The organism is Pseudarthrobacter sp. LMD1-1-1.1, assembly GCF_040676255.1.
In the GTDB taxonomy this organism is placed as follows: domain Bacteria; phylum Actinomycetota; class Actinomycetes; order Actinomycetales; family Micrococcaceae; genus Arthrobacter.
In genome coordinates this window covers 73,747-99,676 of record NZ_JBEGHP010000001.1, presented here as the reverse complement: position 1 = coordinate 99,676, position 25,930 = coordinate 73,747, and the positions used below count along the sequence as shown (strand labels likewise).

21 protein-coding genes are annotated in these 25,930 nt (G+C 67.7%); 8 read left to right on the top strand and 13 right to left on the bottom strand.

All coding sequences use genetic code 11. From position 1 onward, the window contains the following. The first annotated feature begins 205 nt into the window (after positions 1–205). Genes MRBLMD1_RS00475 through MRBLMD1_RS00460 form a run of 4 tightly spaced genes read left to right on the top strand, consistent with a single transcriptional unit; the run spans position 206 to position 5,862 of the window. Positions 206–1,501 carry an ABC transporter substrate-binding protein gene (locus MRBLMD1_RS00475; RefSeq protein ID WP_364396428.1) on the top strand — a complete coding sequence of 432 codons (1,296 nt, stop codon included), beginning with the start codon at positions 206–208 and terminating at the stop codon, positions 1,499–1,501. A gap of 55 nt (positions 1,502–1,556) precedes the next feature. Next, entirely contained in the window at positions 1,557–2,708 is a 1,152-nt protein-coding gene (locus MRBLMD1_RS00470; RefSeq protein ID WP_364396425.1) for an acetylxylan esterase, read from the top strand. Further along, the gene (locus tag MRBLMD1_RS00465) at positions 2,705–4,750 is read left to right on the top strand and encodes a DUF6807 family protein (protein WP_364396422.1); all 2,046 of its coding nucleotides are present in this window, start codon (positions 2,705–2,707) and stop codon (positions 4,748–4,750) included. The genes MRBLMD1_RS00470 and MRBLMD1_RS00465 overlap by 4 nt, the downstream gene beginning before the upstream one ends. Continuing rightward, positions 4,747–5,862, top strand: a complete 1,116-nt coding sequence (locus MRBLMD1_RS00460; RefSeq protein WP_364396419.1) for a M24 family metallopeptidase — start codon at positions 4,747–4,749, stop codon at positions 5,860–5,862. Before MRBLMD1_RS00465 ends, MRBLMD1_RS00460 begins: the two co-directional genes overlap by 4 nt. An 82-nt stretch (positions 5,863–5,944) precedes the next feature. Here MRBLMD1_RS00460 and MRBLMD1_RS00455 read toward each other — a convergent pair whose 3' ends face one another. The 6 genes from MRBLMD1_RS00455 to MRBLMD1_RS00430 form a co-directional block, all read right to left on the bottom strand. Continuing rightward, positions 5,945–7,396: an aldehyde dehydrogenase (NADP(+)) gene (locus MRBLMD1_RS00455; RefSeq protein ID WP_364396416.1), complete on the bottom strand. Its 1,452-nt coding sequence runs from the start codon at positions 7,394–7,396 to the stop codon at positions 5,945–5,947. A 37-nt stretch (positions 7,397–7,433) separates the two neighbouring features. Next, complete coding sequence (locus MRBLMD1_RS00450; RefSeq protein ID WP_364396413.1) at positions 7,434–8,537, bottom strand: mandelate racemase/muconate lactonizing enzyme family protein; 1,104 nt, start codon at positions 8,535–8,537, stop codon at positions 7,434–7,436. Further along, positions 8,537–9,442 carry a 5-dehydro-4-deoxyglucarate dehydratase gene (locus MRBLMD1_RS00445; protein WP_364396410.1) on the bottom strand — a complete coding sequence of 302 codons (906 nt, stop codon included), beginning with the start codon at positions 9,440–9,442 and terminating at the stop codon, positions 8,537–8,539. The genes MRBLMD1_RS00450 and MRBLMD1_RS00445 overlap by 1 nt, the downstream gene beginning before the upstream one ends. Continuing rightward, positions 9,439–10,395 (bottom strand): NAD-dependent epimerase/dehydratase family protein, encoded by a 957-nt coding sequence (locus tag MRBLMD1_RS00440; RefSeq protein WP_224027006.1) that lies wholly within the window; start codon positions 10,393–10,395, stop codon positions 9,439–9,441. Before MRBLMD1_RS00440 ends, MRBLMD1_RS00445 begins: the two co-directional genes overlap by 4 nt. A gap of 8 nt (positions 10,396–10,403) precedes the next feature. Then, positions 10,404–11,861 (bottom strand): Gfo/Idh/MocA family protein, encoded by a 1,458-nt coding sequence (locus tag MRBLMD1_RS00435; RefSeq protein WP_159630759.1) that lies wholly within the window; start codon positions 11,859–11,861, stop codon positions 10,404–10,406. 122 nt (positions 11,862–11,983) lie between these two features. Beyond that, complete coding sequence (locus MRBLMD1_RS00430) at positions 11,984–12,145, bottom strand: hypothetical protein (RefSeq protein WP_364396406.1); 162 nt, start codon at positions 12,143–12,145, stop codon at positions 11,984–11,986. 71 nt (positions 12,146–12,216) lie between these two features. Here MRBLMD1_RS00430 and MRBLMD1_RS00425 point away from each other — a divergent pair, with 71 nt between their 5' ends. Together MRBLMD1_RS00425 and MRBLMD1_RS00420 are read left to right on the top strand one after the other, a co-directional pair. Further along, a complete protein-coding gene (locus tag MRBLMD1_RS00425; RefSeq protein WP_364396403.1) occupies positions 12,217–13,251 on the top strand; it encodes a LacI family DNA-binding transcriptional regulator in 1,035 nt (344 codons plus the stop codon). Between the two features lie 87 nt (positions 13,252–13,338). Further along, positions 13,339–14,688, top strand: coding sequence for an alpha-hydroxy acid oxidase (locus tag MRBLMD1_RS00420; protein WP_364396400.1), 1,350 nt, complete (start codon positions 13,339–13,341; stop codon positions 14,686–14,688). Between the two features lie 23 nt (positions 14,689–14,711). Here the strand turns inward: MRBLMD1_RS00420 and MRBLMD1_RS00415 are convergent, their stop codons facing one another. Then, positions 14,712–15,359, bottom strand: a complete 648-nt coding sequence (locus MRBLMD1_RS00415; RefSeq protein ID WP_364396397.1) for an ArsR/SmtB family transcription factor — start codon at positions 15,357–15,359, stop codon at positions 14,712–14,714. Between the two features lie 69 nt (positions 15,360–15,428). Further along, positions 15,429–16,640, bottom strand: coding sequence for an acetoin utilization protein AcuC (locus tag MRBLMD1_RS00410; protein ID WP_159630753.1), 1,212 nt, complete (start codon positions 16,638–16,640; stop codon positions 15,429–15,431). A 104-nt stretch (positions 16,641–16,744) separates the two neighbouring features. Between MRBLMD1_RS00410 and MRBLMD1_RS00405 the strand changes: the two genes are divergently transcribed. Together MRBLMD1_RS00405 and MRBLMD1_RS00400 are read left to right on the top strand one after the other, a co-directional pair. Continuing rightward, on the top strand, positions 16,745–18,178 hold the full coding sequence (locus tag MRBLMD1_RS00405; RefSeq protein ID WP_159630751.1) for a TrkH family potassium uptake protein: 1,434 nt from the start codon (positions 16,745–16,747) through the stop codon (positions 18,176–18,178). Then, on the top strand, positions 18,171–18,857 hold the full coding sequence (locus tag MRBLMD1_RS00400; protein ID WP_026265713.1) for a potassium channel family protein: 687 nt from the start codon (positions 18,171–18,173) through the stop codon (positions 18,855–18,857). The genes MRBLMD1_RS00405 and MRBLMD1_RS00400 overlap by 8 nt, the downstream gene beginning before the upstream one ends. 17 nt (positions 18,858–18,874) lie before the next feature. Here MRBLMD1_RS00400 and proC read toward each other — a convergent pair whose 3' ends face one another. The 5 genes from proC to MRBLMD1_RS00375 form a co-directional block, all read right to left on the bottom strand. Further along, positions 18,875–19,708, bottom strand: a complete 834-nt coding sequence (gene proC / locus MRBLMD1_RS00395; protein ID WP_159630749.1) for a pyrroline-5-carboxylate reductase — start codon at positions 19,706–19,708, stop codon at positions 18,875–18,877. 242 nt (positions 19,709–19,950) lie between these two features. Continuing rightward, a complete protein-coding gene (locus tag MRBLMD1_RS00390) occupies positions 19,951–20,940 on the bottom strand; it encodes a Ppx/GppA phosphatase family protein (protein ID WP_307489217.1) in 990 nt (329 codons plus the stop codon). A gap of 7 nt (positions 20,941–20,947) precedes the next feature. Continuing rightward, a complete protein-coding gene (locus MRBLMD1_RS00385; protein ID WP_159630745.1) occupies positions 20,948–21,367 on the bottom strand; it encodes an SseB family protein in 420 nt (139 codons plus the stop codon). 52 nt (positions 21,368–21,419) lie between these two features. Next, positions 21,420–24,146 carry a type I DNA topoisomerase gene (gene topA, locus MRBLMD1_RS00380; RefSeq protein ID WP_364396390.1) on the bottom strand — a complete coding sequence of 909 codons (2,727 nt, stop codon included), beginning with the start codon at positions 24,144–24,146 and terminating at the stop codon, positions 21,420–21,422. 123 nt (positions 24,147–24,269) lie between these two features. Next, complete coding sequence (locus MRBLMD1_RS00375; RefSeq protein WP_364396387.1) at positions 24,270–25,919, bottom strand: DUF7059 domain-containing protein; 1,650 nt, start codon at positions 25,917–25,919, stop codon at positions 24,270–24,272. Positions 25,920–25,930 lie beyond the last annotated feature (11 nt).

The window sequence follows — 25,930 nt, the reverse complement described above, 5'->3', positions numbered from 1 at the left end:
CGATGGGGTGTGCGGCACCTCCGGCACGGTCAGCTGCCGCCGTAAAAGGCTGCGGATTCCGGCGCCGCGGGTGCCTTCGAAAATGCGGCTCCGTACCAAAGTAAACGCTTTCTTGACTCCTGTATAGCCCTTTGTTAGTTTTTGAGAAACCGTTTTCTGCTGGACGCATCACTCCACCCTAAATGAGAAGCCGAGGGGCACAACAATGAAGTTTGGTCTCAGAAAATCCGCCGTCGGAGTAACCGGCGCCATTGCCGCCCTGGCCATTGCCCTGACCGGCTGCGGCAACAGTCCCCAGGCGGGAAAGGTGGGGACGGCGGAAGATCCCGTCACCATCCGGTTCGCCTGGTGGGGCAATGACTCCAGGGCCAAAACCACGATGGAGGTCATCAAAGCCTTCGAAGCCGCCAACCCCACCATCAAGGTCCAGGGCGAAAACACCGAATACAGCTCCTACTGGGACAAGATGGCCACCCAGATCGCAGGTGGAACAACGCCCGATGTCATTGCCATGAGCGGCGCTTACCCCAGTGAGTACGCCAGCCGCGGCGTCCTGCTGAACCTGGACAAGGTCAAGGACCAGATCGACACGTCGAAGTTCGCGGAAGGCACCGTGGACCTGGGCAAAATCGATGGCAAGCAGTACACCATCACCGCAGGCGTCAATTCCATGTCGATGGTCCTGGACCCCGAGGTGTTTGAAGCGGCAGGCGTCCCCATGCCGGATGACGAAAAGTGGACCTGGGACGACTACGCGCAGATCGCCGCCGAGATCACCAGTAAATCCCCTGCCGGCACGTTTGGCACCACCCCCATGGCCAACGACTCCTTCCTTGCGGTCTGGGCCCGCCAAAACGGCGAGGACCTCTACACCGACGACGGGAAGAAAATGGGCATCAGCGAGGACACCCTGACCCGCTGGTTCGAGCTCAACAAGAAGCTGATGGATACCGGCGGCGCCCCTTCCGCATCACAGACGGTGGAGGACGGGTCCGCGCAGCCCGAGATGACCCTGATGGGACAGGGAAAACAGGGCATGAAGATCTCCTGGAGCAACCAGATGACGTCCTATTCCGGGGCGCCCCTGGTCATGGCCAAGCTGCCCGGCGAAAGCAAGCAGCCCGGCGCCTGGCTCCGGTCCTCGATGGAATACGCCATCTCATCCAAGTCCGCACAGCCCAAGGAAGCGGCCCTCTTCATCAACTACCTGGTCAACAACATGGACGCCGCTTCAAAAATCAAGAGTGACCGCGGCATGCCCGCCAACACCGAACTCAAGGCCGGCATCACTCCCCTGCTGAAGGAAACCCAGCAAAAGGAAGCCGCCTACCTGGACCGCATTGCCGCCCTCAAAGTCCAGGCCCCCAAGCCGTTCCCGGCGGGATCATCGGCAACCATGGAAGTTTTGAACCGTTACAACACGGATGTACTCTTCGGGAAGATCTCTCCGCGCGACGCGGCCAAGGGCATGATCTCCGAGGTAAACCAGAACCTCTCCTGACCGCAGCGCCCCACGGCGGCAGCAGGCAGGACCATCACCGAAAGGAGCCGGCCACATGACTCCAGCACGGCCCAGCGCCATCGCGGGCTATAACGACTGGCCGGCCTACGTAAGAAACAACCCGCGCCATCAGGCCCCAACCGCCGCGGCGCAGGAGCTTTCGGACGCGCTGGGCGTACCGGGCGCGGGCGCACTGCCGGAGGTCACGGTGCACTGGGAGGAAACGTACGACGGCGCCACCACCTCCCAGCTCAGCTGGCAGTTGGGTTTCGGGCCACGGACTACGGGCTGGCTGGTGCGGCCGGCTGGACGTCCCGGTCCCCTGCCGGGCGTCCTGGCTCTCCACTGCCATGGCGGCAACAAGTTCGGCGGCGCGGACCGGCTGGTGGACCTCCCGGAAAGCCACCCGTCGGCGGCCGCCGCCCGTGCCGGGCTCTATGACGGGCGGGCCCTGGCCACGGACATCGCCCGCCGCGGTTTCGCAGTGCTGGCCCACGACACCTTCGCCTGGGGCAGCCGCAAATTCGACCTCTCAACGCCGCCGTGGCGGACCGCCGCCGCAGCGGCGGCGCGGCAGGCGCAGTGGCGGGAGGACGGCGTCGTACCCACCGACGCCGACCAATACAATGCCGCCGCCGGCTTCCACGAGGACACCGTGGCCAAGGCCGCAGGCCTGCTGGGCACCAGCCTGGCCGGCATGGTTGCGTACGACGACCTCGCAGCCCTGGAAATCCTGGCAGCCCTGCCCGGGGTCGACCCGGAGAACCTGGGCTGCATCGGGTTCTCGGGCGGAGGTGGCCGGTCGCTGGCCCTGGCAGCCCTCAGTCCCCGAATCCGGGCCGCAGTGGTGACCTGCATGATGACCACCTTCGAGTCCCTCCTCCCCGCCTACCTGGATGCGCACTCGTGGCTGCTGCAGACCCCCGGGCTGTGGAGGCTGGGCGATTGGCCGGAGCTTACCGGCCGGTCAGCGGCCGCCCGGTTCCTGGTGCAATACGCTCTGGCGGATGAGCTCTTCCCGGAGGACGGGATGCGCCAGGCGCACCACCTGTTGGAATCCCTGCACGCCGGTACGGACAAATACACAGGCGCCCTTTGGCCCGGGGGGCATGTCTTCACCGGGCCCATGCAGGACGAAGCACTCGAATTCCTGGCCCACACCCTGGCCCTCCGGCCCATCTACAACACATCCCAAGGACCGTTATGACCACACAGCCCTCCGCCGCCGCGGACCAGCCGCAGCAGCAGGCCGTTTCCCCAGCCGTCCCGCGGGTAGCCCTGGTGGGCGTGCACGGCTTCGGCGAGCGCCACCTTGCCAACCTGTCCCGGCTCGAACAGGCCGGCGCCCTGGAACTGGTGGCCGTCGCCGATCCCAACCCGCCGCAAGCCGGCACCCTCGCCGCCCCGGTGGCTGTGTTCCTCGACTTGGATGGACTGCTGGCCGCCCGGCCGGGGGTCGACGTCGTCATCATTGCCACGCCCATCCAGACCCATGCCCCGCTGGCGGTAACCGCGCTGGAAGCCGGGATGGACGTCTACGTCGAGAAGCCGCCTGTGGCCTCCCTGGCACAGTTTGAAGAGGTCCTTGCCGCTGCCCGGAAAAATGGGCGGCTGGTCCAGGTTGGCTTCCAGAGCCTGGGGTCCCACGCGTTGCCTGCCATCACGGAGATGGTGGCAGCCGGGGATGTCGGCACCGTCCTGGGCATCAGCGCCACCGGCCAGTGGCTGCGGACCAAGGCGTATTTCAAGCGCTCGCGCTGGGCCGGGAAGCGCACCCTGGACGGCACCGATGTGGTGGACGGCGTGGCAACAAATGCGCTGGCCCACGCCGTTGCCACTGCACTCCACGTCGCCGGCGCCCGCACCCTGGCAGATGTGGCCTCCGTGGAAACAGACCTGTACCGGGCCCACGGGACCGAAAGCGACGACACGTCCGTACTCCGCATCCGCACGGCCAACGGAGCCACGGTGCTGTGCGCCCTGACCCTCTGCGCCCCGGAACAGCAGGATCCCACCGTGACCGTCCACGGAACCCTGGGCGACATCACGTTTTCCTACACAAAAGACGAGGTGGTCATCACCACTGCCGATGGCGAACGCCGCGAGACATATGGCCGCACCGACCTCCTGGAGAACCTGCTGGACGCCCGCACTACCGGGGCGCCGCTCCTGTCCGCGCTGCAGGACACCGCCGCCTTTACCGCCGTCCTCGAAGCCATCCGCACCTCCCCCGCGCCCGCCCCGATCGACCCCGGATCCATTTCCTGGGAAGGCGCGGGCGACGACGCCCACCCGGTGGTCCAGGGCATCAGCGACCTCATCGGACGGGCCGTCAAAGCGCAGGCAACGTTCGCCGAGCTCGGTGTCCCGTGGGCGCGGGCCATTCCGCCCGTCCGCACAATGACCGTGGACGGACGGCCGGTGGCGGACTGCCAGGATGGCAGCCACATCCGCGCGGTCTCCTCCCCGCGGCCCTACCTGCACCCCGTCAGGACCCTGGGCGGCACCGTGGTGACGGACCACCAGCCGCTGGACCACGTATGGCACCTTGGTGCCGGCGTGGCCCTGCAGGACGTGGACGGCGTGAACTTCTGGGGCGGCCGCACCTATACCCGGGAGGCCGGAGCGTACGTCTGGCGCCCGGACCACGGCACCATCAGCGCCTCGGCCGTACAGCAGACCGATGCGGCCGGCGGGCACGGGGGCACGCTTCAGGAAACCCTGAGCTGGAACGGCCCGGACGGCGCCCCGATCCTCCTGGAGGAACGCTCCTGGGCGTGGTCCGGCGTCGCGCCCTCCACGTGGCGCCTGTCCCTCGACTTCGCCCTGTCCCCTGCCGGCAGTACGCCTGTCAGCCTGGGCAGCCCGGGCTCCAATGGCCGCTTTGAAGGCGGCTACGGCGGCTTCTTCTGGCGCCTGCCGGCCTGCGACGCCGCCACGGTCTGGACGCCCGATGGCAGTGGCGAGGCGGAGACCCACGGCAGCGTCACGCGCTGGCTCGCGTGGTCGGGAACGTTCGACGGCGGCCCGGCCACCCTGGTGTTCGTGGCCCCGGAAAGCTGCACGGATCCGTGGTTCGTCCGCGTGGAGGGCTACCCGGGCGTAGGCCAGTCGCTGGCATGGGAGGCGCCCGTCATCGCCCAACCAGGCGAACCGGTCCGGCGGAGCGTCACCGTTTTTGTGGCCGACGGCAACCTGGCCACAGCCGATATCGAAGCACTGATCAACCACCAGGGGGACCCGTCATGACCCAGACAACAACCGCAGCCGCTCCCCCGCAGGAGGCACGGCTGGCTCCCGGGTCACCGGCGGACCGCACCGTCAAGCGCCAACGGGTGGTGGACATCCTGGACGCCGCCGGGCGCGACTCGCTGCTCCTCACCACCAATACCGCGTTGACCTGGTACCTGGACGGCAGCCGGGTCCACATCAGCCTGGCCGGCGATCCCATCGCCGCCCTGCTGGTGGACCGCGACGGCGACCACCTGGTGACGTTCAACAACGAAGCCGGCCGGATCGCCGCAGAGGAGCTCCCGCTGGGGGTAAACCTGCACACCGTTCCCTGGCACGCCAACCTCCACCAGGCCGCCGCCGCGCTTGGCACTGGTTCCCGGCCACCCCTGGGCGAAGGCGATGTCGCTGCCCAGCTGCGGGCCGCCCGCCAGCAGCTCCTCCCGGCGGAGAGTGCCCGGTACTCGCTGCTTGGCGCCGAGCTGGCCGGCATCATGACGGACGTCCTGTCCGCCGCCCGTCCGGACACCACGGAATTCGGCCTGGCCTCGGCGCTGGCCGCCCGCGTGGTGGCGGCCGGCGCCGAACCGCTGGTGCTGCTGTGCAACGGCAGTTCCCGCAGCGGCTTCCGGCATCCACTGCCGACGCATGCATCCCTCGGCCGGCGCGCCATGGCCGTCGTGTGTGCCCGCCGGGATGGCCTGGTGGCCAACATCACCCGCTGGGTAAGGTTCGACGCCGGCCCCCCGGAAGAGCGCGACGCCGAGGCCCGCATCGCCGCAGTGGAAGCGGACATTTTCGACGCCACGGTTCCGGGGGCGCGGCTGGACAGGATCTTTGGGGAGATCCAGTCCGCCTACGTGCGCCACGGTTTCGGGGCGGACCAGTGGGAGCAGCACCATCAGGGTGGTCCTGCCGGTTATGCGGGGCGGGATCCTCGGGTCACCACAGATGTCTCCGACACCGTGGTGCTGGACCAGGCCTTCACCTGGAACCCGTCCGGGCCCGGCGTCAAGATCGAGGACACCGTGCAGCTCACGGAGTCCGGGCTTCACGTCCTCACCGTGGACCCACGCTGGCCGGCAGCCACGGTGAACGGCCTGGACCGGCCCCTCACCCTGCAGCTGTAGGCAGGCCGCCAGGCACACAGAAAACCCCGGGACCGAGGTCCCGGGGTTTTCCGTTGGTGGTTGGGCTTACGGGTTCCTGGGGCTAGGGAAGCTGCAGTTCGCCGTCCACGCGGCGCGGGACGCGCAGCGGGTTGACCTCCCGCAGGGCCGGGTGCAGCACTTCTTCCGGGGCTTCCTGGTAGGCCACCGGGCGCTGGAACCTGCGGACCGCCGTGGCGCCCACGGACGTGAACAGCGAGGTGGTGGCCGGGTACGGTCCGCCGTGCTGCTGGGCCCAGTTCACGGCAACGCCCGTGGGCCAGCCTTCGAACAGGACCCGGCCGGCGAGCCCGGACAGCTGCTCCACGAGCGCACCGATCTCCTCGCCGGGCTGGGCATGGAGTGTGGCGGTCAGGCTGCCCGGCACCTTGGCCAGGACCGCCGACAGTTCCTCCTGGTCCGCATACTCGATCACCATGGTGGTGGGGCCGAAGCACTCCTCCAGGAGCTGCTCCGGGCGTTCCAGCACCTTTGCGGCAGTGGTGGAGAAGACCACCGGCGCCGCACCGTTGGCCGCAGCATCCTGGTCCACGGTGCCGCCCACCACGTCCACGCCGTCCACCGACGCAAAGCTGCGCAGGCCGTCCGGGTAGGCCTCGGCGATGCGGCTGGTGAGCATGCCGTGGGCCGGCTTATCCTTGCTCGCCTCCGCAACGTGTGCTGCGAACCCCGTCCCGGCAGGGATGAATACGACGCCCGGCTTGGTGCAGAACTGGCCCGCGCCCAGGGTGAAGGAGCCGGCCAGCCCCGCGGCAAGTTCGGAGGAGCGGGCCTGCAGGGCTGCCGCGGTGATGACCACGGGGTTCAGGCTGCCCAGTTCCCCGTAGAACGGGATGGGGTCGGGGCGTGAGGTGGCAAGGTCGAACAGGGCACGGCCGCCGGGGATGGAGCCGGTGAAGCCCACGGCCTTGATGGCAGGGTCCTGGACCAAGGCTGTGCCCACCTCGCGGCCGCTGACCAGCGCGAACAGGCCCTCGGGTGCACCGGCGCCGCGCAGGGCCCCGGACACGATTTCAGCGGTGCGTTCCGACAGGCGCAGGTGCCCGGAGTGCGCCTTGACGATCACGGGGCAGCCGACGGCGAGGGCTGAGGCGGTGTCTCCGCCGGCCACGGAGAAGGCGAACGGGAAGTTCGACGCAGAGAAGACGGCAACGGGGCCGATGGGCTTGAGGATCCGGCGGAGGTCCGGCTTTGGCGGGGTGGCTGACGGATCCGCGTGGTCGATGATGGCCTCCAGGTAGGAGCCCTCGGTGATCACGCGGGCGAACAGGCGCAGCTGCCCCGTGGTCCGGGCCACCTCCCCCGTAAGGCGCGGCACCCCCAGGCTGGTCTCGGCGTCCGCAATGTCCACCAGCTCGGCGGCGTTGGCATCCAGGGCGTCCGCTACCGCGTTCAGCCAGCCGGCGCGTTCGGCGTCGGTCGCCGCGGCGGAGGTCCTGGCCGCTTCCGTGGCGGCAGCGGTGAGCTCGGACAGGGAAAGGGTTGCAGTTGTCACGTCAGGTACCTGTTCGTCGTCGTTCGGAAAGTAGTGGTCACAGCGCCTCCCGGAAGCGGAGTCCCAGCCCCTGCCGGTCCGCCGTCGCCAGCCTGCTGTTATTGAACCGGACCGGTGACGGGCCGGCCAGGAGGCCAAGCTGTTCGAAGGATGCCTCCTCGACGTCCTCCACCATGGTGGGCTCCGCCAGGGTCAGGGCCAGCTGCCCGGACAGTTCCGGCAGCAGGTGCGGCATGACCTTGATGCTGTGGGTCCGTGCCAGCTCCACGATCCGCCGGAACGGGGTGATGCCACCCACCCTGATGATGTTGGGCTGGATGATGTCCACCGCCTCCGCCTCGATGAAATCGCGGAACCGGTAGATGGTGTGCAGGTTTTCGCCCAGGGCTATGGGCACCGGCGAGTGTTTCCGGAGCCTCCGGTAGGCCCAGAGGTCGTCCGCGCGGAGGGGTTCCTCCAGCCAGTCCAGCCCGTACCCGGCGAGGACGTCCAGGGCGCGGAGGGTGGTGGGCAGGTCCCACCGCTGGTTCGCATCGATCATGAGCCGGCGGTCCGGGCCCAGCACGGTGCGGACGGCGGCAACCCGTTCTGCGTCCTCACGGAGGTCCGGCTTGCCCACCTTGATTTTCACGGCTCGGTGGCCTGCGGCGACCCAGCGTTCGGTCTGTGCCACGAGCTCCTCCAGCGTGTAGTGCAGGTTCACCCCGGAGCCGTACACCTCCACCGAGTCCTGCCGCTGGCCGATGAAGCCGGTCACCGAGGTGCCGGCACTGCGCGCCTGCGCATCCCAGAGGGCCAGGTCCACGCCTGCCATCGCGATGGTGGTGAGTCCCCCGCCACCGGCCTCGTGCAGCCGCTTCCACAGCGCGTCCCACACCGGCTCCGGCGCAGCCGGAAGGCCGGTGACAAAAGGTGCGATGTCGCAGTCCAACAGTGCCTTGACTGCCTGGGGACCGATGGTAGGTGTCCAGGAGAAGCCAAAGCCCGTGCCGCCGTCGTCCGTGTGAAGCTCGGTGGCGATGACGTGGTTCTCCGGCGCCTCCACACCCCAGCTGCGGCGCAGCGGAACGGTGAGGAGCCTGGTGGACAGTCCGGTGATACGGGGAACGGTGCGGACGGTTTCCGCCGCCGGTGCGCTCATCAGCGGCCGGCCAGCTCGTAGCCCCTGGCGAGGATGGCCTTGAGCTCCACCAACTGCTCCGCGTTGGGATCCACCAGCGGCGGCCGGACGGACCCGACGGGAAGTCCACCCAGCCGCAGGCCGGCCTTGATCAGGGAAACGCCGAACCCGGGCGTCTGGTCGCGGAGGCGTACCAGGGGTGCGTAAAAGCCCTCGAGCAAGGCGTTGCGCCGGTCCTCGTCCCCGGAGACGTAGGCGTCGTAGTAGGCCTTGGCGATTTCCGGGGCCATGGCAAACGCGGCCGAGGAATACAGCGGGATGCCCAGCCCGCGGTAAGCGCCCTGCGTCAGCTCGGCGGTGAGCAGGCCGTTGAAGAATGCGAAGTCTTCCCGGCCGGAGGCCCTGACAGCGGACACGATCTCCTGGGCCAGGCCCACATCTCCCAGGCCATCCTTGAAGCCGATGACCTTCGGATTGGCAGCGAGCTTGGCCATGGACGCGGCGGTGAACCTGGCGTTGCCGCGGTGGTAGACGATGACCGGCAGGCTGCTGGCATCCGCCACGGCCTCGATGTACGCCACCAGCCCCTCGGTGGGTCCGGTCACCAGGTAGGGCGGAAGTACCAGGAGGGCGTCGGCGCCGGCCTCCTCGGCGGCGCGGGCGGCGGCGAGGGCGTGGCCCAAGGGCCCGCCGGCACCGGCCACCACGGGGACTTTTCCGGCGACAACCTCCACGGCAGCCGCCACCACGGTGCGGACCTCGTCGATGCTGAGGGCATGGAATTCGCCGGTGCCGCAGGCGGGGAACACGCCGCCGGGTCCGAAGGGAAGCCGGGAGTCGATGTGTTCCTTGAGCATTTCCACGTCAACGGCGCCTTCGGCCGTGAACGGGGTGACAGGGAAGAACAGTACGCCGTCGAATTTCATGGTGTCTCCTTGCCTCCGCCGCCGGCGGTAACCAGGGCGGTGGCCTCGTCGTTGAGGGTGGGCTTCAGTTCGGTGCGCCAGCTGCGCCTGGGCTGCCAGCCGAGCAGCTCCCGGGCCTTGGCTATGGAAAAAGCGGGGCTGGTGCCGGTCAGGCCGGAGCTCAGCGCGTCGCTTCCCGGGAGGAATGCGGGCATCAGCTCCGCGAGCGGCGCCGTTGCGAGCGCGTCAGCTGCCCCCACGAAGAAGGTTTCCCCGTTGGGAATGTCTTCCATCTTCTGCAGCAGCACGTCCAGGAAGTCCGCAACGTCCCGCGCATCCACATAGTTGAACAGGGCCGGCGCGGAGAGGGCCGGGTCGGCGAGGCGTTCGGCGAGGGTGTGCCCCTGCTGCGTCGGGGCCCCTTCCCATTCTTCCGGCGAGATCACAAAGCAGGGCCGGAACGCTGCATAGCGGATCTTCTCCCCCTGGGCGGCGGCGAACATCTGCACGGTTTGTTCGGCAATGTGCTTGGACAGCGCGTAGGCGTTCCAGGGCTTTGGCGGCGTGCGCTCGTCCAGCGGGAACGACGGCGGCAGCCAGCCGGCCGGGCAGCCGTAACCAAGGACGGTGGGGCTGCTGGCCGTCACTACCTTGGGGACGCCCAGCTCCGTCGCCGCACTGATGACGGCGAAGGCGAGCCGGGTGTTGGTGGCGAAGATGACGTCCTCGGGCGCACTGAACGGTACGGCGATCGCTGCAAGGTGGATGACGGCGTCGGGCCTTGACGCCCCTATCAGCCGCAACGCCTCACCCGGGGCAAGAAGGTCGGCGGTTTCCTGCACGACGCCGGGCGGCAGCAGTTCCGCGGGCACGGCCTCGCGGTCCACCGAGATGACGTGGTGGCCGGCCTGGGCCAGCCCGGCCACCACGCTGCGGCCCAGGCGGCCGGAGCCGCCGGTGACAAAAATCCTCATGGTCTTCCCTACTTCCCGCGGCGGAGATCGACGCCGAGGTCCAGGTCCTCGACCCGTACGGGCAGCGACGTCTCCAGGGACCGGTTCCCGGCGATGCCCACGGACACAGAGCGCAGCCCGTCCAGGTAGCCGGAGGGGCGGCCCAGCGGGTCTTCGCCCGGACCGTTGAAGAGGTCGGAAAGCAGCAGTTCGTCGCCGCCGCCGTGGCCGCCCTCGCCGTTGATGATGGGCACCTCATAGGCAGCGTCCCAGTGGCGTTGGACCACCAGGCGCTCGCCGTTGCGGCGGACTGCGTCCTCTTCCTCAACCGGCGTTGCGCTCGGGTCCACCACGGTCTTCTGGTCGGTGCTGTGCCGGACGGCGGCACGTTCCACCACTTCAAGCTCGGCGCGGCCCTCGGTTCCGTTGACCGCGACCCGGTAGCCCTCCCAGGGGCTGTGGGCATTCAGCGAGTAGCTCAGCCGCGGTCCGCCCTGGTATTCCACCACCAGTGCCAGGTTGTCCTCGATGGTGATGCCACCGGTGAAGACATCCTGGTCGCGGCGGTAGCCGTCGTAGTGCTCGTTGTCCAGGAACAGCGCTTTGAGCCGTTCATCTTCCCTCAGGTCCAGCGCAAAGGGGTCCTTATCCGCAGTGGGGGCATCGGCGTCGGGCGTTCCGCGTTCGGGGCGGGGTCCAAGCCCGCGCTCGGCAGCGTTCTTGTCGCCATAGAACTTCAGCCCACCAGAGGCGAAGACCCGCTCCGGCACGTCGTCGATCCACCAGTTGACCAGGTCGAAGTGGTGGGAGGCCTTGTGGATGAGGAGGCCGCCGGAGTTCTTCTTTTCGCGGTGCCAGCGGCGGAAGTAGTCCGCGCCGTGCACGGTGTCCAGGACCCAGCTGAAGTCGACGGAGGTGACCTTGCCGATCACGCCGCTCTGGATGATTTCCTTCAGCGCGCTGTTGCGTGGCGAGTAGCGGTAGTTGAAGGTGACCACCACGTTGCGGCCGGTCTCGTGGACGGCGTGGACGATGCGGCGGCAGCTTTCGGCGTCAATGGTCAGGGGCTTTTCGACGACGACGTCCGCACCGGCCCGGAGCCCTTCCACGATGTAGTCGGCGTGCGTGTAGTCCGGCGTGGTGACGATGATGCGGTCGATGTTGTTCGCCTGGACGAAACCGGTGAGCTGGGCAGGGTCGAACGACGCCACCGGTCCGGGCGCGCCCAGTTCCTGGATGAGCTTCTGGTAGAACTCCACGCGTCCGGGGTTCACGTCCGAGAAAGCCACCAGCTCGGCGGTGTCCGCGTGCTTGCCGTAGATGGCACGGATGTACATCTCGGAACGGCCGCCGGTGCCGATCAGGGCAATCCGGGCTTTCCCGCCCTTCCGGGCGGCGGTGCCTGCAGCGGCAGCGGTCTCAGCGCCGGCGGCTCTGCCGGTCTCTGAAGCAGCTGCGGCCGACGTGGTCTCGGCTGTGTTGACCATTGGGGTCCCTTTCGAAAAAGCTCATGTCCCGCGGTGGGGCGGCGGTGTTCCGGCAGCGGTACTGTGCTGCACCGTGGCGGAGGGCTGAGAAAGCGTTTTCTCATTGCTCTATAAGAGTTTTATCAACCCGTCGGCAGATCCGTCAACCACTTCCAGAAAAGGAAGAAAGCGGTTTCCCGGCCTTCCGCATGCAGCACCGGCAGCGCCGCCGGGAAAACGGCCGGGAAAAGGATAGAAATCGGTTTCCCACTCCCGTATATGCTGTCTTCCAAAGCACCTGCCATGAAGGCCGGAGCCCCTGGACGCCAAGCAGTCCCGGGGGGCGCCGGCCGACGGCGCAAACGAAGGGTTCCCTATGGCCAGGAAATCGGCAAGCGGCCGGATCGGCATCGCGGATGTCGCCGTCAAGGCGGGAGTCTCCCACGCCACCGTTTCGCGTGTCATGAACGGCAACTTCACCGTGGACCCGGACATCGCGGCCAGGGTCCGGGCGGCAGCCGCAGAGCTGAAGTACCAGCCCAACCCGGTGGGCCGCAGCCTGGCGCTGGGCAAGACGGACACCATCGGCATCGTGGTCCCGGACCTGGCCAACCCCACGTTCCAGGCGATCCTCCGCGGCCTGAGCCGGGCCGCTGCGCAGGACGGCTACCGGGTCCTCATTGCAGACTCGTTTGAAGTGTCCAGTGAGGAATCCATCCTGGCGGGTGAAGCGCGGCGGCGCTGCGACGGGCTGGTCCTCTGCGCCCCGCGCATGACTGACGCGGAACTCGAGGAGATTGCACCCTCACTCCACCCGCTGGTGCTGATCAACCGCACCACCACGGCGCCGGGAGTCCCCAGCCTGGTGGTGGACTACGGCCAGGGCGTCCAGGACATCGCCGAACACCTGGTGGAACTCGGCCACACCCGCCTGGCCTTCCTGGCCGGCCCGCCCCGCAGCGCCTCCAACGAGATGCGGCTCAAAGGCCTGGAGACATTCAAGGCAGCCCACCCCGAAGTGGACGTCACCATGCTGGAGGGCGGATCGGACTTCGACACCGGACATGGGGCCGTGGATGCCGTCCTGGCCAGCGGGGCCACCGGAATCCTGGCCTTCAATGACCTGGTGGCCATGGGCCTGATGAGCGGCCTCCATGAGCGGGGCCTGGACGTCCCCGGCGACATCTCGGTGACGGGCTTCGATGACATCCCCTTTGCCAGATATACGACGCCGGCGCTCACCACCGGCGCCGTCCCCATCACCAAGCTGGGCGAGCAGGCATGGCACCAGCTCCGGGCGCTGATCCGCAAGGAAGGGAACGACACCCCCGGCGGCCGCTACCAGCCGCGCCTGGAAGTCCGGGCCAGCACGGGACCGGCAAAGGCGCCGCGCAGCACGGTCCACGGCTGAGCCGTGAAATAACCCCTGCCGGAAGTCCTGACGGCCCGCACCGCCGCGAACTGCCACCGGCGAAGCTTTTTGACCATAGGAGGAGCCATGACCCACACCATCCAGCCCAACAACCCGGAGGCTACCCCGGCTCCGGAGGCCACGGACGTCCCCGCAGCCCCGGCACCTGCCGAGGCTCCGTCGTCGGCTGCCCTTCCCGGCTTGGTGCCTCCAGCACTCAAGCGCCGCGTCCCCAAGTACTCGGACCTGGCGCCCCTGGTGCAGTTCAAGAAGCCCGGATTCAGCAAGGCTGCCCGGTTGCAGCGGGCCAGCACCATTTGGGAACTCCGCGACATCGCCAAACGCCGCACCCCGAAGGCGCCCTTCGACTACACGGACGGCGCCGCCGAGGAGGAAATCACCCTCCGCCGCGCCCGCCAGGCATTCCTGGACATCGAGTTCCGTCCGGGCATCCTGCGGAACGTCTCCAGCATCGACCTCAGCACAGAGATCCTGGGCAAGCCGTCGCGGCTGCCGGTCGGCATCGCCCCCACCGGCTTCACCCGGATGATGCAGTCCGAGGGCGAGTACGCCGGCTCCCAGGCCGCGGAAGCCGCCGGCATTCCCTACACGCTGTCCACCATGGGCACCGCCTCCATCGAGGATGTGGCCGCCGCCGCGCCCAACGGCCGCAACTGGTTCCAGCTGTACCTGTGGACGGACCGGGACCGCTCGCTGGAACTGATCGAACGCGCTGCCAGGGCAGGCAACGACACCCTCATGGTCACGGTTGACACCGCCGTGGCCGGTGCCCGGCTCCGGGACGTCCGCAACGGCATGACCATCCCGCCGGCGCTGACGCTCAAGACCGTCCTGGACGCCTCCTACCGGCCGGCCTGGTGGTTCAACTTCCTGACCCATGAGCCCCTGACGTTCGCCTCACTGTCCCGCTACACCGGCACGGTGGCGGACCTGATCAACTCGATGTTCGATCCCACCCTGACCTTCGGGGACCTGGACTGGCTGCGGGAAACCTGGAAGGGCAAGCTGGTTGTCAAGGGCATCCAGACGGTGGAGGACGCCCGCCGCGTGGTGGATCACGGCGCCGACGGCATCATCCTGTCCAACCACGGTGGACGCCAGCTGGACCGGGCCCCTATCCCGTTCCATCTGCTCCCCGAGGTCAGGCAGGCCTTCGCTGCGGACAACGCCACGGCGGCTATCATGCTGGACACCGGGATCATGAGCGGCGCGGACATCGTGGCGGCGCTGGCCCTGGGCGCCGACTTCACGCTGATCGGCCGCGCCTACCTTTACGGACTGATGGCCGGCGGCCGCGCAGGCGTGGACCGGACCCTGCAGATCCTGGAAAAGGACATGGCCCGCACCATGGCCCTCCTGGGTGTCAGCCGCGTTTCCGAGCTCACCCCGGACCACGTGCGGCTGCTGGCCAGGTAGGCCCTGCTTCTTCCGGCCGAACCCTACTTCTTGCGTCCGAATTTCGGCAGGTTGGGGAGGCTGGCCAGCAGGTCGGCCGCCTTGGTGGCCGCCCGGCCAACGGTGCGTCCGATCTGCTGCGGAACGGTGTCGTCGCTCAGCGGGGCGGCTGTCCCGCCAGGAATCACGACGGCGGGGCTCAGCTCGGCGCCTTCCCGCACCAGCAGGGGCGCGGGGACCTCTTCCCGGGGTTTCTGCGACACCGCCGGCTGCACCGTCCTGGGGGCCGGCGGCAACGAAGCGGCCGCAGCGGCAACGCCCTCCTGCAGGTGGGCGGGGACTTCCGGGGCGGCCTCTGCCTGCGCGGCTGCTGACGGGACTGCTGCTGACTGGTCCGCGCCGGACGGTGCGGCGGCGGCGCTGCCGCCGGTGCCGACGTCGAACGTTTCCAGCCAGCTGGCGATGCCTTCCAGCGGTCCCCGGTTCAAGGCGTAGTACCGCTTCTGGCCCTGCGCCCGCATGCTGACCAGCTGCGCTTCACGGAGGACTTTCAGGTGCTTGGAAATGGTGGGCTGGCTCGCCGCCAGTTCCTCCACCAGTTCCCCCACGGCTTTGTCTCCTGCCCGAAGGGCCACCAGGATGTCCCGCCGGGTGGATTCCGCTATGACGGCAAATACGTCGTCTGTCACCATGCCTCCCACCCTAGCGACATATACGTCTAAAGGCATCAACTATTTCGGCGGCGCGAAGTTCCGGCTTGACTAGTCGAACCAGGGATCCAGTCCGTGCAGCGGGAACACCGCCTTGCGGGTGGCCATGACGGTGCGGTCCACGGCGTCATTGGGGTCGAAGCCCACCTCCCAGGACCGCCACCAGAGCTCTACGTCATCCCCCATCAGGGCGGGCGCTTCCCTGCCGAACTTCTCCATCACGTACTGCCGCCAGTCCGCCGGAACGGGGGTCCGCAGCGGTACCGGCCGCCCCGCGGCGATGGCCACCAGGTGGCTCCAGGCCCGTGGCACCACATCCAGTACGTTGTAGCCTCCGCCGCCGGTAGCGATCCAGCGGCCGCCGCAGTACCTTTCGGCCAAGTGCCCGACGGCGTTCGCTGCCTCGCGCTGGCCGTCCACGCTGAGGTTGAGGTGCGTGAGGGGATCGCTGCGGTGCGAGTCGCAGCCGTGCTGGCTCACGATCACCCCGGGTTCGAAGGCACCCACCAGTTGCGGCACCACGGCGTAGAAGGCGCGCAGCCAGCCGGCGTCGGAAGTTCCTGCAGGCAAGGCGACGTTCACAGCCGTCCCCTCCGCCGCGGGGCCGCCCACCTCGTTGGCGAAGCCCGTGCCGGGAAAGAGGGTCAGCCCCGTCTCGTGCAGCGAGATCGTGAGGACCCGGGGATCGTCCCAGAAGATGTTCTGAGTGCCGTCGCCGTGGTGCGCGTCGACGTCGATATAGGCCACCTTGCCCACCCCGCCATCGAGCAGTTTCTGCACGGCAAGGGCGGCGTCGTTGTAGATGCAGAATCCGCTGGCGCGCTCCCGGGCGGCGTGGTGCATGCCGCCGCCGAAGTTCACCGCGTGGACAGCCGAACCATCCAGCACGCGCTGGGCCGCCAGCAGCGAACCGCCGGCCAGGCGCGCCGCGGCCTCGTGCATGCCCGCGAATGCCGGATCGTCCTCGGTTCCCAGCCCGCGCGACTCGTCCGGCCGGGAAGGGTCCGTACTGACCCGGCGGACTGCTGCAACGTAATCAGCGGAGTGGACGGACTCCAGTTCCGCGTCCGATGCGACCTCCGGGGCTGCAAGGTCAACGTGGTCCAGGTCGAAGAGCCCCAGGCTGCGGGACAGGCGCGCGGTCAGGTCCATACGCTCGGGCGCCATGGGGTGGCCGGGCCCAAAGTTGTAAGCTGTCATGTCAGGACTCCACGCCACCATCGTTGGCGGCGCGGGCTGGCTGAGTCCGGGCAGGTATGTCATCAATCACAGGCTACCCGAGCCCGCGCTGCCGCCGGCCCGGCCATGGCGCGGGCTTTAGTGGTTTACTACTGAAGGAAGCCGTTTCAACCGAGGAAAACCCACACATGACGCAAAGCCAGTCGAGGCCCCGGACTCCGGCCCCCTGGCACCCCCCGGCGCAGGAGCGGGAGGGCCTCTGGATCTTCACGCGGCTGCGCGACTTCATTGACGACATCGCCAACACCTCCCCCGCACGGCTGGCACTGACCGCGTTCGCCGCTGTGTGCACGGTATTCACCTTCCTGCTGTCCCTGCCCGTATCGTCGGCTGACGGAACACCCACCCCCATCCACCAGGCGCTGTTCACGGCCGTCTCAGCCGTGTGCGTCACGGGGCTCACGGTGGTTTCGACGGCGATCCACTGGTCCTTCTTTGGCCAACTGGTGATCCTGGTGGGCATCTTCATCGGCGGCTTGGGCACGTTGACGCTGGCATCGCTGCTGGCGCTCATGGTGAGCAAGCGGCTGGGTGTGCGCGGCAAGATCATTGCCGCGGAATCCATGAACAACGCCGGCCGCCTGGGCGAAGTGGGCACGCTGCTGCGGATCGTCATCACCACTTCCGTAGTCATCGAGGGCATCCTGGCGCTCGCCCTGGTCCCGCGCTTCCTCACCCTGGGCGAACCGTTCTGGCAGTCTGTCTGGCACGGCGTCTTCTATTCCATTTCGTCGTTCAACAACGCCGGCTTCACGCCGCACTCGGACGGCATCGTGCCCTACGAGACGGACCTGTGGATCCTGATCCCCCTCATGGTGGGGGTCTTCCTGGGCAGCCTGGGGTTCCCGGTGGTGATGGTCCTGCAGCAGAACGGCCTGAACTGGAAGAAGTGGAACCTCCACACCAAGCTCACCATCCAGGTCTCCCTCATCCTGCTTGCCGCGGGCACGCTGCTGTGGGCCCTGATGGAGTGGGACAACGCCCGGACCATCGGGCCCATGGCCATCGGCGACAAGATCACCCATTCCCTTTTTGCCTCGGTCATGACGCGTTCGGGTGGATTCAACCTGGTGGACCAGAATCACATGGAATCCACCACCAAGCTGCTGACTGACGCGCTGATGTTCGCAGGCGGCGGGTCGGCGTCGACGGCGGGCGGCATCAAGGTGACCACCATCGCCGTGATGTTCCTGGCCATCGTTGCCGAAGCCCGCGGCGACGCCGACGTTAAGGTGTACGGCCGGACCATCCCGCAGGGCACCATGCGGGTGGCCATTTCCGTGATCGTTGCCGGCGCCACGCTTGTTTCCGTCTCCGCCTTCCTGCTCCTGCAGTTCAGCGGCGCATCGCTGGACAGGGTACTGTTTGAGACGATTTCGGCCTTCGCCACGGTGGGCCTGAGCACCGGCCTCAGCGCGGAGGTTCCGCCCGAGGGCGTCTACGTCCTGACAGCCCTCATGTTCGCCGGCCGCGTGGGCACCGTGACCCTCGCCGCTGCACTGGCCCTGCGCCAGCGCAGCCAGCTGTACCACTACCCCGAAGAGAGGCCGATCATTGGCTAGTTCCACAGACGCCCCCCGGCGCCCCGCCCACAATGCTCCGGTACTGGTCATCGGGCTGGGCCGCTTCGGGTCATCCACCGCGGAGCAGTTGGTCAAGCAGGGCCGGGAAGTGCTCGCCATTGAACGGGACCGGAACCTGGTGCAGAAATGGGCACCCCTCCTGACCCATGTGGTGGAGGCTGATGCCACCAACATCGATGCACTCCGCCAGCTGGGCGCCCAGGAGTTCAGCTCCGCCGTCGTGGGCGTGGGCACCTCCATTGAGTCCTCGGTACTGATTACCGTGAACCTGGTGGACCTGGGCATCGAGCACCTCTGGGTCAAGGCCATCACTCCGTCGCACGGCAAGATCCTGACCCGGATCGGCGCGAACCACGTCATCTACCCCGAGGCCGATGCCGGAGTCCGCGCCGCGCACCTGGTCTCCGGGCGCATGCTGGACTTCATCGAGTTCGACGACGACTTTGCCATCGTGAAGATGTACCCGCCGCGCGAGACCGTGGGCTTCACCCTGGACGAGTCAAAGGTCCGCTCCAAGTACGGAGTGACCATCGTGGGCGTGAAGTCCCCGGGTGAGGACTTCACGTACGCCCGGCCCGAGACCAAGGTGTCCTCCCGGGACATGCTCATCGTCTCCGGCCACGTGGACCTGCTGGAGAGGTTCGCGGCCCGGCCGTAGCCGGCCACGCCTGGGAATCAGCCGAGCTGCCTGGTGATCTCCGCTGCCCGGTCGGCGGCGGCGCGGGCGCCGGCGGCAATGATCGCGGGGATGCCCTGTTCGTCAAAGGTGGCAATGGCGCGTTCGGTGGTGCCGTTGGGGCTGGTGACGGCCTTGCGCAGCGCTGCGGGATCTGCCCCGGGCTCGGCCAGCATGAGGCCGGCGCCGGCCACTGTTTCGCGCGCCAGCAGGAGGGACAACTCCCGGTCCAGGCCCAGCTCTTCCCCTGCGGACGCCATGGCCTCGGCAAGGTAGAACGCGTAGGCAGGACCGGAGCCGCTGATGGCCGAGAGTGCATCCACCTGCTCCTCGGGGACCTCAACCACGGTTCCTGCGCCCTGCAGCATGTCTTTGACCATCTGGAGTTGTTCCGGAGTGCAGTGCGTGCCCGGCGAAACCGAGACGACGCCGCGGCCCAGCTTCGCGGGGGTGTTGGGCATGGTCCGGATCACCGGCTGCCCCGCGGGGAGTGCAGCCTCCAGCTGGGCGATGGACACGGCCGCAGCCACACTGACCACCACGGTGTCGGGCGAAAGGGCCGGGCTGATTTCCTTTGCCAGGTCCGCGATGCCCACGGGCTTGACGCCAAGGATGACTACGGCAGATCCCTTGGCGGCCTGTTTGTTGTTGTCAGGTTCTTCCTCGCCGGCGATGGCGGTGATCCCGTGGTACCGCTCGGCCAGTTCCGCGGCGCGACCGGCGCGGCGGACCGTGGCCACCACATCCCCCGGGTCCTTCCCCGCCTCCAGCAGGCCGCCAAGAATGGCTTCGTTCATGGATCCACAGCCAAGGAATGCGATTCGGTTGCTCATGCCTCCATCATTGCAGTTGCGAGGCATTCACAGGCAACTCCCATCTTCAGCGCAGGCAGCACACAACTTGGGGTCCTAACGTAGTTATTACCTCATTGAGGGTGCGAGTGATGCGGCAGGCATGGGGATGCCTGCCAAGGGCACCGGTGGCACGGCAGCAGGTTTTCCCCCATTTTCCTGTTGCCGGCCCCGGTGCTTCCGCTTTTAAAGAACCTGCTGCGAAGCAGGCTGGACCCCTGTGGCTAGACTGCTGCGTCCACCGGCCGGGAAGCGGCAACATGGGGCGCCGGCTCCAGGGGTCCGGCAAAGACCAGCTGGTCCAGGCGCCGCAGGATGAGCCCTTCGCGGAGCGCCCAGGGGCAGATGCGGAGCTTCTTGAACTTGAACATTTCCAAGGCTGCCTCGGCCACCAAAGCGCCGGCAAGGAGCTGATGGGCGCGCGCCTCGGAAACACCGGGAAGGTGCAGCCTGTCTTCCGAACTCATGGCCGAGATCCTCTGGGTCCAGATGCCAAGGTCGGAGGCGTGCAGTTCCCTCTTGACGTACGGCCCTTCGGCGCTGGGGGCGGCACCGGCGATGCGGGCCAGGGAGCGGAAGGTCTTGGAGGTTCCGGCCACCACGTTGGCCCGGCCCAGGCCGTCGAATTCGCGGACGGCAGGTTTGAGCGTGGCCCTGATGTACCGCCGCAGTTCCTTGACGCTTTTGGCCGACGGCGGATCCTCGGCGAGCCAGTCCCTGGTGAGCCGGCTGGCGCCCAGGGGCACCGAGGTGGCTACTTCCGGAAGTTCATCCTGGCCGAACGCCATTTCAAACGAGCCGCCGCCGATGTCCAGGTTCAGGATGGGACCGGCTCCCCACCCGTGCCAGCGACGTACAGCGAAGAAGGTCATGGACGCTTCCTCGCTGCCTGTCAGCTCCTGGAGGGTCACCGTGGTTTCGTGCTTGACCCGGGCCAGGACGGCTGGGCCGTTGGTGGCTTCGCGGATGGCCGAGGTACAGAACGCCAGGAGGTCCTCGGCCTTGTGCCGGGCCGCGAATTCCCAGGCTTCCAGCACGAACTCGGTCAGCTCGTGCTGGCCCTCGTCGCTGATGCTGCCATCCGGTTCCAGGTACTGCACCAGGGACAGCGGCCGCTTATGGGACGCGAACGGGACCGGCTGCGCGCCCGGGTGGGCATCCACCAGGAGCAGATGGACAGTATTGGAACCAATGTCGAGGACGCCTAGACGCATGGGGACATTATTGCTCGTCGGCGCGCTTGAAGTCGCGCCGGATGTTGGCAACGCCCTCGGGGTTGATCTCGAAACCGTAGGCTGCGCCGGGGTTGATCACCATGCCCAGCTCATCGCCGATATTGGCGATGATGGCAGCGCCCTGCGTGCCCAGGACGTTGGGGGCGGCTTCCAGGTACTGCTGGTCCACCCGGCTGGGGTGCGAGAAAACGGCAAGGACGGGGTCGCCGTCGGCGTTGGCAAGGACCAGGGGCTCCACCTGGGAGTCGATGCCCTCAACCGTGTCCGAGCTGATGATGTAGACCTCGCTGTTGAGGAAGGACAGGATGACGTCCACCGGGTCGGCGTCGGGCTGTCCGCCGGTGGCGAGCTTCTCCTCGAGGTCGTTGAGCGGCTGGAGATCCGTGTGCGCGGGCTGTTCAGTCATTCCCCTAGCCGATCACGATACGGTGGCCGGCGCAAACGCGCCGGCCACACGCCTACTTCTTGGCCGTTGCCTTCTTCTTCGCGGGCGCCTTGCGGGTGGCGGTCCGCTTGACCGGGCCCTTGGCGCGCTTCTCTGCCAGCAACTCCACGGCCTGTTCCCGTGTGAGTTCCTCCAGCGAGGTGGCACGGGGAACCGTGATGTTGGTGATGCCGTCGGTGATGTAGGGCCCGAACCGGCCCTCCTTCACCACGATGTTCTTCTCGGATACCGGGTCCGGGCCGAACTCCGCCAGCGGCGGCACCGCGGCACGGGCGCCGCGCTGCTTGGGCTGCGAGTAGATCTCCAGGGCCTGTTCCAGGGTGATGGTGAAGATTTCCTCTTCGGAACCAATGGAGCGGGAGTCAGTCCCCTTCTTCAGGTAGGGCCCGAACCGGCCGTTCTGCACCGTGATGAGGTTGCCTTCGGCGTCCTCCCCCAGTGCCCGGGGCAGGCTCATGAGCTGGAGCGCCTCGTCCAGGGTGACGGACTCCACGGTCATCGACTTGAAGAGCGACCCCGTGCGGGGCTTTGCCTTGACGGGCTTCTTCGGCGGCTTGGGCTTGCCGTTCTTGTAGTACTCCACCGGCTGGTTGGCCAGTTCCTCGTCGGTCATCTCAGGGATGATCTCGGTGACGTAGGCGCCGTAACGGCCGTTCTTGGCCACCACGGTGTGTCCCGTATGCGGATCGGCGCCGAGCACGCGTTCCTCCGGGGCCGCCGTCTCCATCAGCTCGATGGCCTTGGCCGCGGTCAGCTCATCCGGAGCCAGGTCCTCGGGCACGTTGGCGCGCGCCGATTCCACGATCTCGCCCGTCTTCGGGTCCACCACGGCGGCAGAGCTTTCCAGGTAGGGACCGAACTTGCCCACCCGGAGCGTGATCTCGTCGGTGATCGGGATCGAGTTGATTTCCCGGGCATCGATCTCGCCCAGGTTGTTGACGATGCTCAGCAGGCCCGGATCGGAATCCTCGCCGAAGTAGAAGTGCCGCAGCCAGGAGGCGCCGGCTTCCTGGCCATTGGCGATCTTGTCCAGGTCGCCTTCCATGTCGGCGGTGAACTCGTAATCCACGTAGTCGGAGAAATGCTGCTCCAGGAGCCGGATGACGGAGAAGGCGATCCAGCTGGGCACCAGGGCTGAACCCTGCTTCCGGACGTAGCCGCGGTCCTGGATGGTGGAGATGGTGGAGGCGTAGGTGGACGGGCGGCCGATGCCCTTCTTCTCCAGCTCCGCGGTCAGCGATGCTTCCGTGTAGCGCGGCGGCGGGGACGTCTCGTGGCCCACGGCCTGGACGTCCGCGGCCGTCAGGGAGTCATCCTTGGCCACATTGGGCAGCCGGCGTGCTTCGTCGGAGTCGTCGTCGCCGCGGGTCTCGTCCTTGCCTTCCTCGTAGGCGGCGAGGAAGCCGGGGAACGTGATCACGGTGCCGGAGGCGGAGAATTCCGCGTCCCGGCCATCTGCGGAGACGGCGCCCAGGCGGATGGTGGCCGTTGAACCCTTGGCGTCGCCCATTTGGGAGGCGACCGTACGCTTCCAGATGAGCTCGTACAGGCGGAACTCATCGCCGGAGAGCTGCTTGGCGACCTGGGCAGGCGTGCGGAAAGAGTCACCGGCGGGGCGGATGGCCTCGTGCGCTTCCTGGGCGTTGGCGGCCTTATTGGAGTAGACGCGCGGCGACTGGGGAATGTATTCGGGGCCGTACAGTTCGGAGGCCTGGCGGCGGGCTGCCGTGATGGCCTCATCGCTCAACGCGGACGAGTCCGTACGCATATAGGTGATGTAGCCGTTTTCGTACAGCCGCTGGGCGATCTGCATGGTGCTCTTGGAGGAGAAGCGCAGCTTGCGGCCGGCCTCCTGCTGCAGCGTGGAGGTAGTGAACGGCGCGGCGGGACGGCGCGTGTACGGCTTGGTGTCCACCGAGCGGACGCGGAAGTCGGCGTTCTGGAGGCCGGCCGCCAGGGACGTTGCCAGTTCCTCGTTGAGGTGGGCCACGTTCCGGGACGTGAGCTCGCCGTTGTCGTTGAAGTCGCGGCCCGTGGCTACCTTGGCGCCGTCCACGGCGGCCAGCTTGGCCTTGAACGAGCCGGACTCGGCGCCGAACTGGCCGGTCAGGTCCCAGTAGGAGGCAGCCTTGAAGGCCATGCGTTCGCGTTCGCGGTCCACCACCATGCGGGTGACCACGGACTGCACGCGTCCGGCGGACAGGCCGCGGGCCACCTTGCGCCAGAGGACGGGTGAGATTTCGTAGCCGTAGAGGCGGTCCAGGACGCGGCGGGTTTCCTGGGCGTCCACCAGGTCCTGGTCCACCTCGCGCAGGTTGCCCATGGCGCGCTGGATGGCTTCCTTGGTGATTTCGCCGAACGTCATCCGGTACACCGGGACCTTGGGCTTGAGTACTTCCAGCAGGTGCCACGCGATGGCCTCGCCCTCGCGGTCCCCATCGGTTGCGAGATAGAGTTCGTCGGCGTCCTTGAGCGCGGCTTTGAGCTCGGTGACCTTTTTCTTCTTGTCCGGGGACACCACGTAGTAGGGCTTGAAGTCGTGTTCAATGTCGACGGCGAACTTGCCGACGGAGGTTTTCTTCAGCTCGGCAGGGAGTTCGGACGGCTGCGGCAGGTCCCGGATGTGACCAATGGAGGCCTCTACGATGAAGCCCTCGCCGAGGTACTTGGCGATGGTCTTGCTCTTGGCCGGAGACTCCACAATCACGAGTTTCTTGCCGGTTTTGGCCTTGCTTGGCACGGTGCTCCTACAGAAAAAGGTTGCTGGGGCAGATGAGCCCATGTTCGCCTAGTTCACCATATTTTGGGGAATCGTGCGCATTCATGTGGAAAAGACGGGGCTCTGTTGAGGGCTTGAGGGGGCTTATTCCACGGCGGGATTTCCGGCCGGGACCAGGAAGCCGTCACGGACCAGGTTGGCAACGTCGGCGAGCAGCGCACCCCGGAAAGTCCCGGCGTCGAACCCCTCCCCGCCGCCCAGGAGGGCCTCCAAAGCCCCGGCGATCTGCCCGGCGGTGAGGTCGCCGTCGCATGCGGACACGAAGCCTGCCAGCTCCGTGCTCATCAAATTGGTGCGGCGCAGCCCGGCACCCTGCCGGAGCAGGATCACGCCGGGGTGTTCGGCGCCCGGGCGCTGGTGGCGCTCCTCGGTGACGTCCTCCGCCACGAGCAGGTGCGTGGCCGCAAGGTCATGCGCGGCGAGCCAGTCGGCGCGTTCGACGGCGGCACCCAGGTGGGGGCCGATGGGCTGCTCGATGGGGTACGTGATTTCCTCGAAGCGGCTGATGGCGGCAGCGCGGCCGTCAGCGGGGCGGCGCAGCCAGACCATGCCGAAGCCGATGCCGGCAACGTCCCGGGACCCGAAATCGGCAAGGTACTGGGCATACGCCTCCCGGTAGTGCTGCCGGTCCCGGGACTCCGAGGCGTCCCGGAGCCAGGTTTCGGCGTACTGTTCCGGGCTGACCTCTTCACGTTGGATGAACCAGGCGTCCGTGCCCTGCCGCACCCAGGATTTTGGCCGCTCCTCCCAGCTGCTGCCGGCGGCGACTTCCCAGTTGCCCAGCATCTGGGCCCAACCGCCGGGCTCCAAGACGCCGGGCAGGGCGGCCACCAGGGAGGCGACGATCCCGTCGCCCGGGAGGCCGCCGTCGCGGTAGGTGAATTGGTCCGCCGCGTCCTCGCCGGGACTGCGCGGGGTGATGACGAACGGCGGGTTGGAGACCACCAGGCCGAACTCTTCCCCGGCCACCGGCTCCAGGAGCGAACCCAGGCGGAGGCTGACCCGGTCCTCGAGGTGGTCCGGGTCGACGGACAGCGCCTCCGCGTTGAGCAGGATGTTGAACCGCGCGTAGGCCAGGGCACGTTCGGAGATGTCGGTGGCGGTCACGTGCTGGCAGTGGTGCAGCAGGTGGAAGGCCTGGATGCCGCACCCTGTCCCCAGGTCCAGCGCGCGCTCGGTGTGGCGGCGGATGGTGGTCTGCACCAGGGTGGTGGATGCCTGCCCGATGCCAAGGACGTGGTCATGCCGGAGCACCCCGGCCTGCTGGTGGGCGGCGAGGTCGCTGGCCACCCAGAGCTCCGCGCCGCCGCTGCCGTCCTCATTCTTGTCCCAGCCGTACGGCCGGAGGTCAGCCTTCGCCGTAAGGAGCCCGGAGCCGGGGACGGGCTGCACCAGCCCCAGTTCAAGGAGACCGTCGGCGCCGGTGCCCGGCAGTGCGGCGTCGAGCGTTTCCTTTTCCTGCGGCTCTGCGAGGAGCCACAAGCGGACGACGGCGGCCAGCGGCGCCGTGCCGTTGTCGGCCCGCACAGCATGCTCAACAGCGAGCACCGCGGGGATGATCTGGTCCCTGTTCAGCGCGGCCGAGGCCGCCGGGCCCAGCAGCCGTGCCACGCCGTCAAGCGTGTAGTCCAGCCCGCGCAGGTCCGCGGCGAGGGTGGAAAGCAGCGCGGGGAGGTCGCTGCGGGGAGCGTCGGCGGTGTTTCCGGCGGTGAACTCATAAGGGGATCCAGGCATCGCTCAAGTTT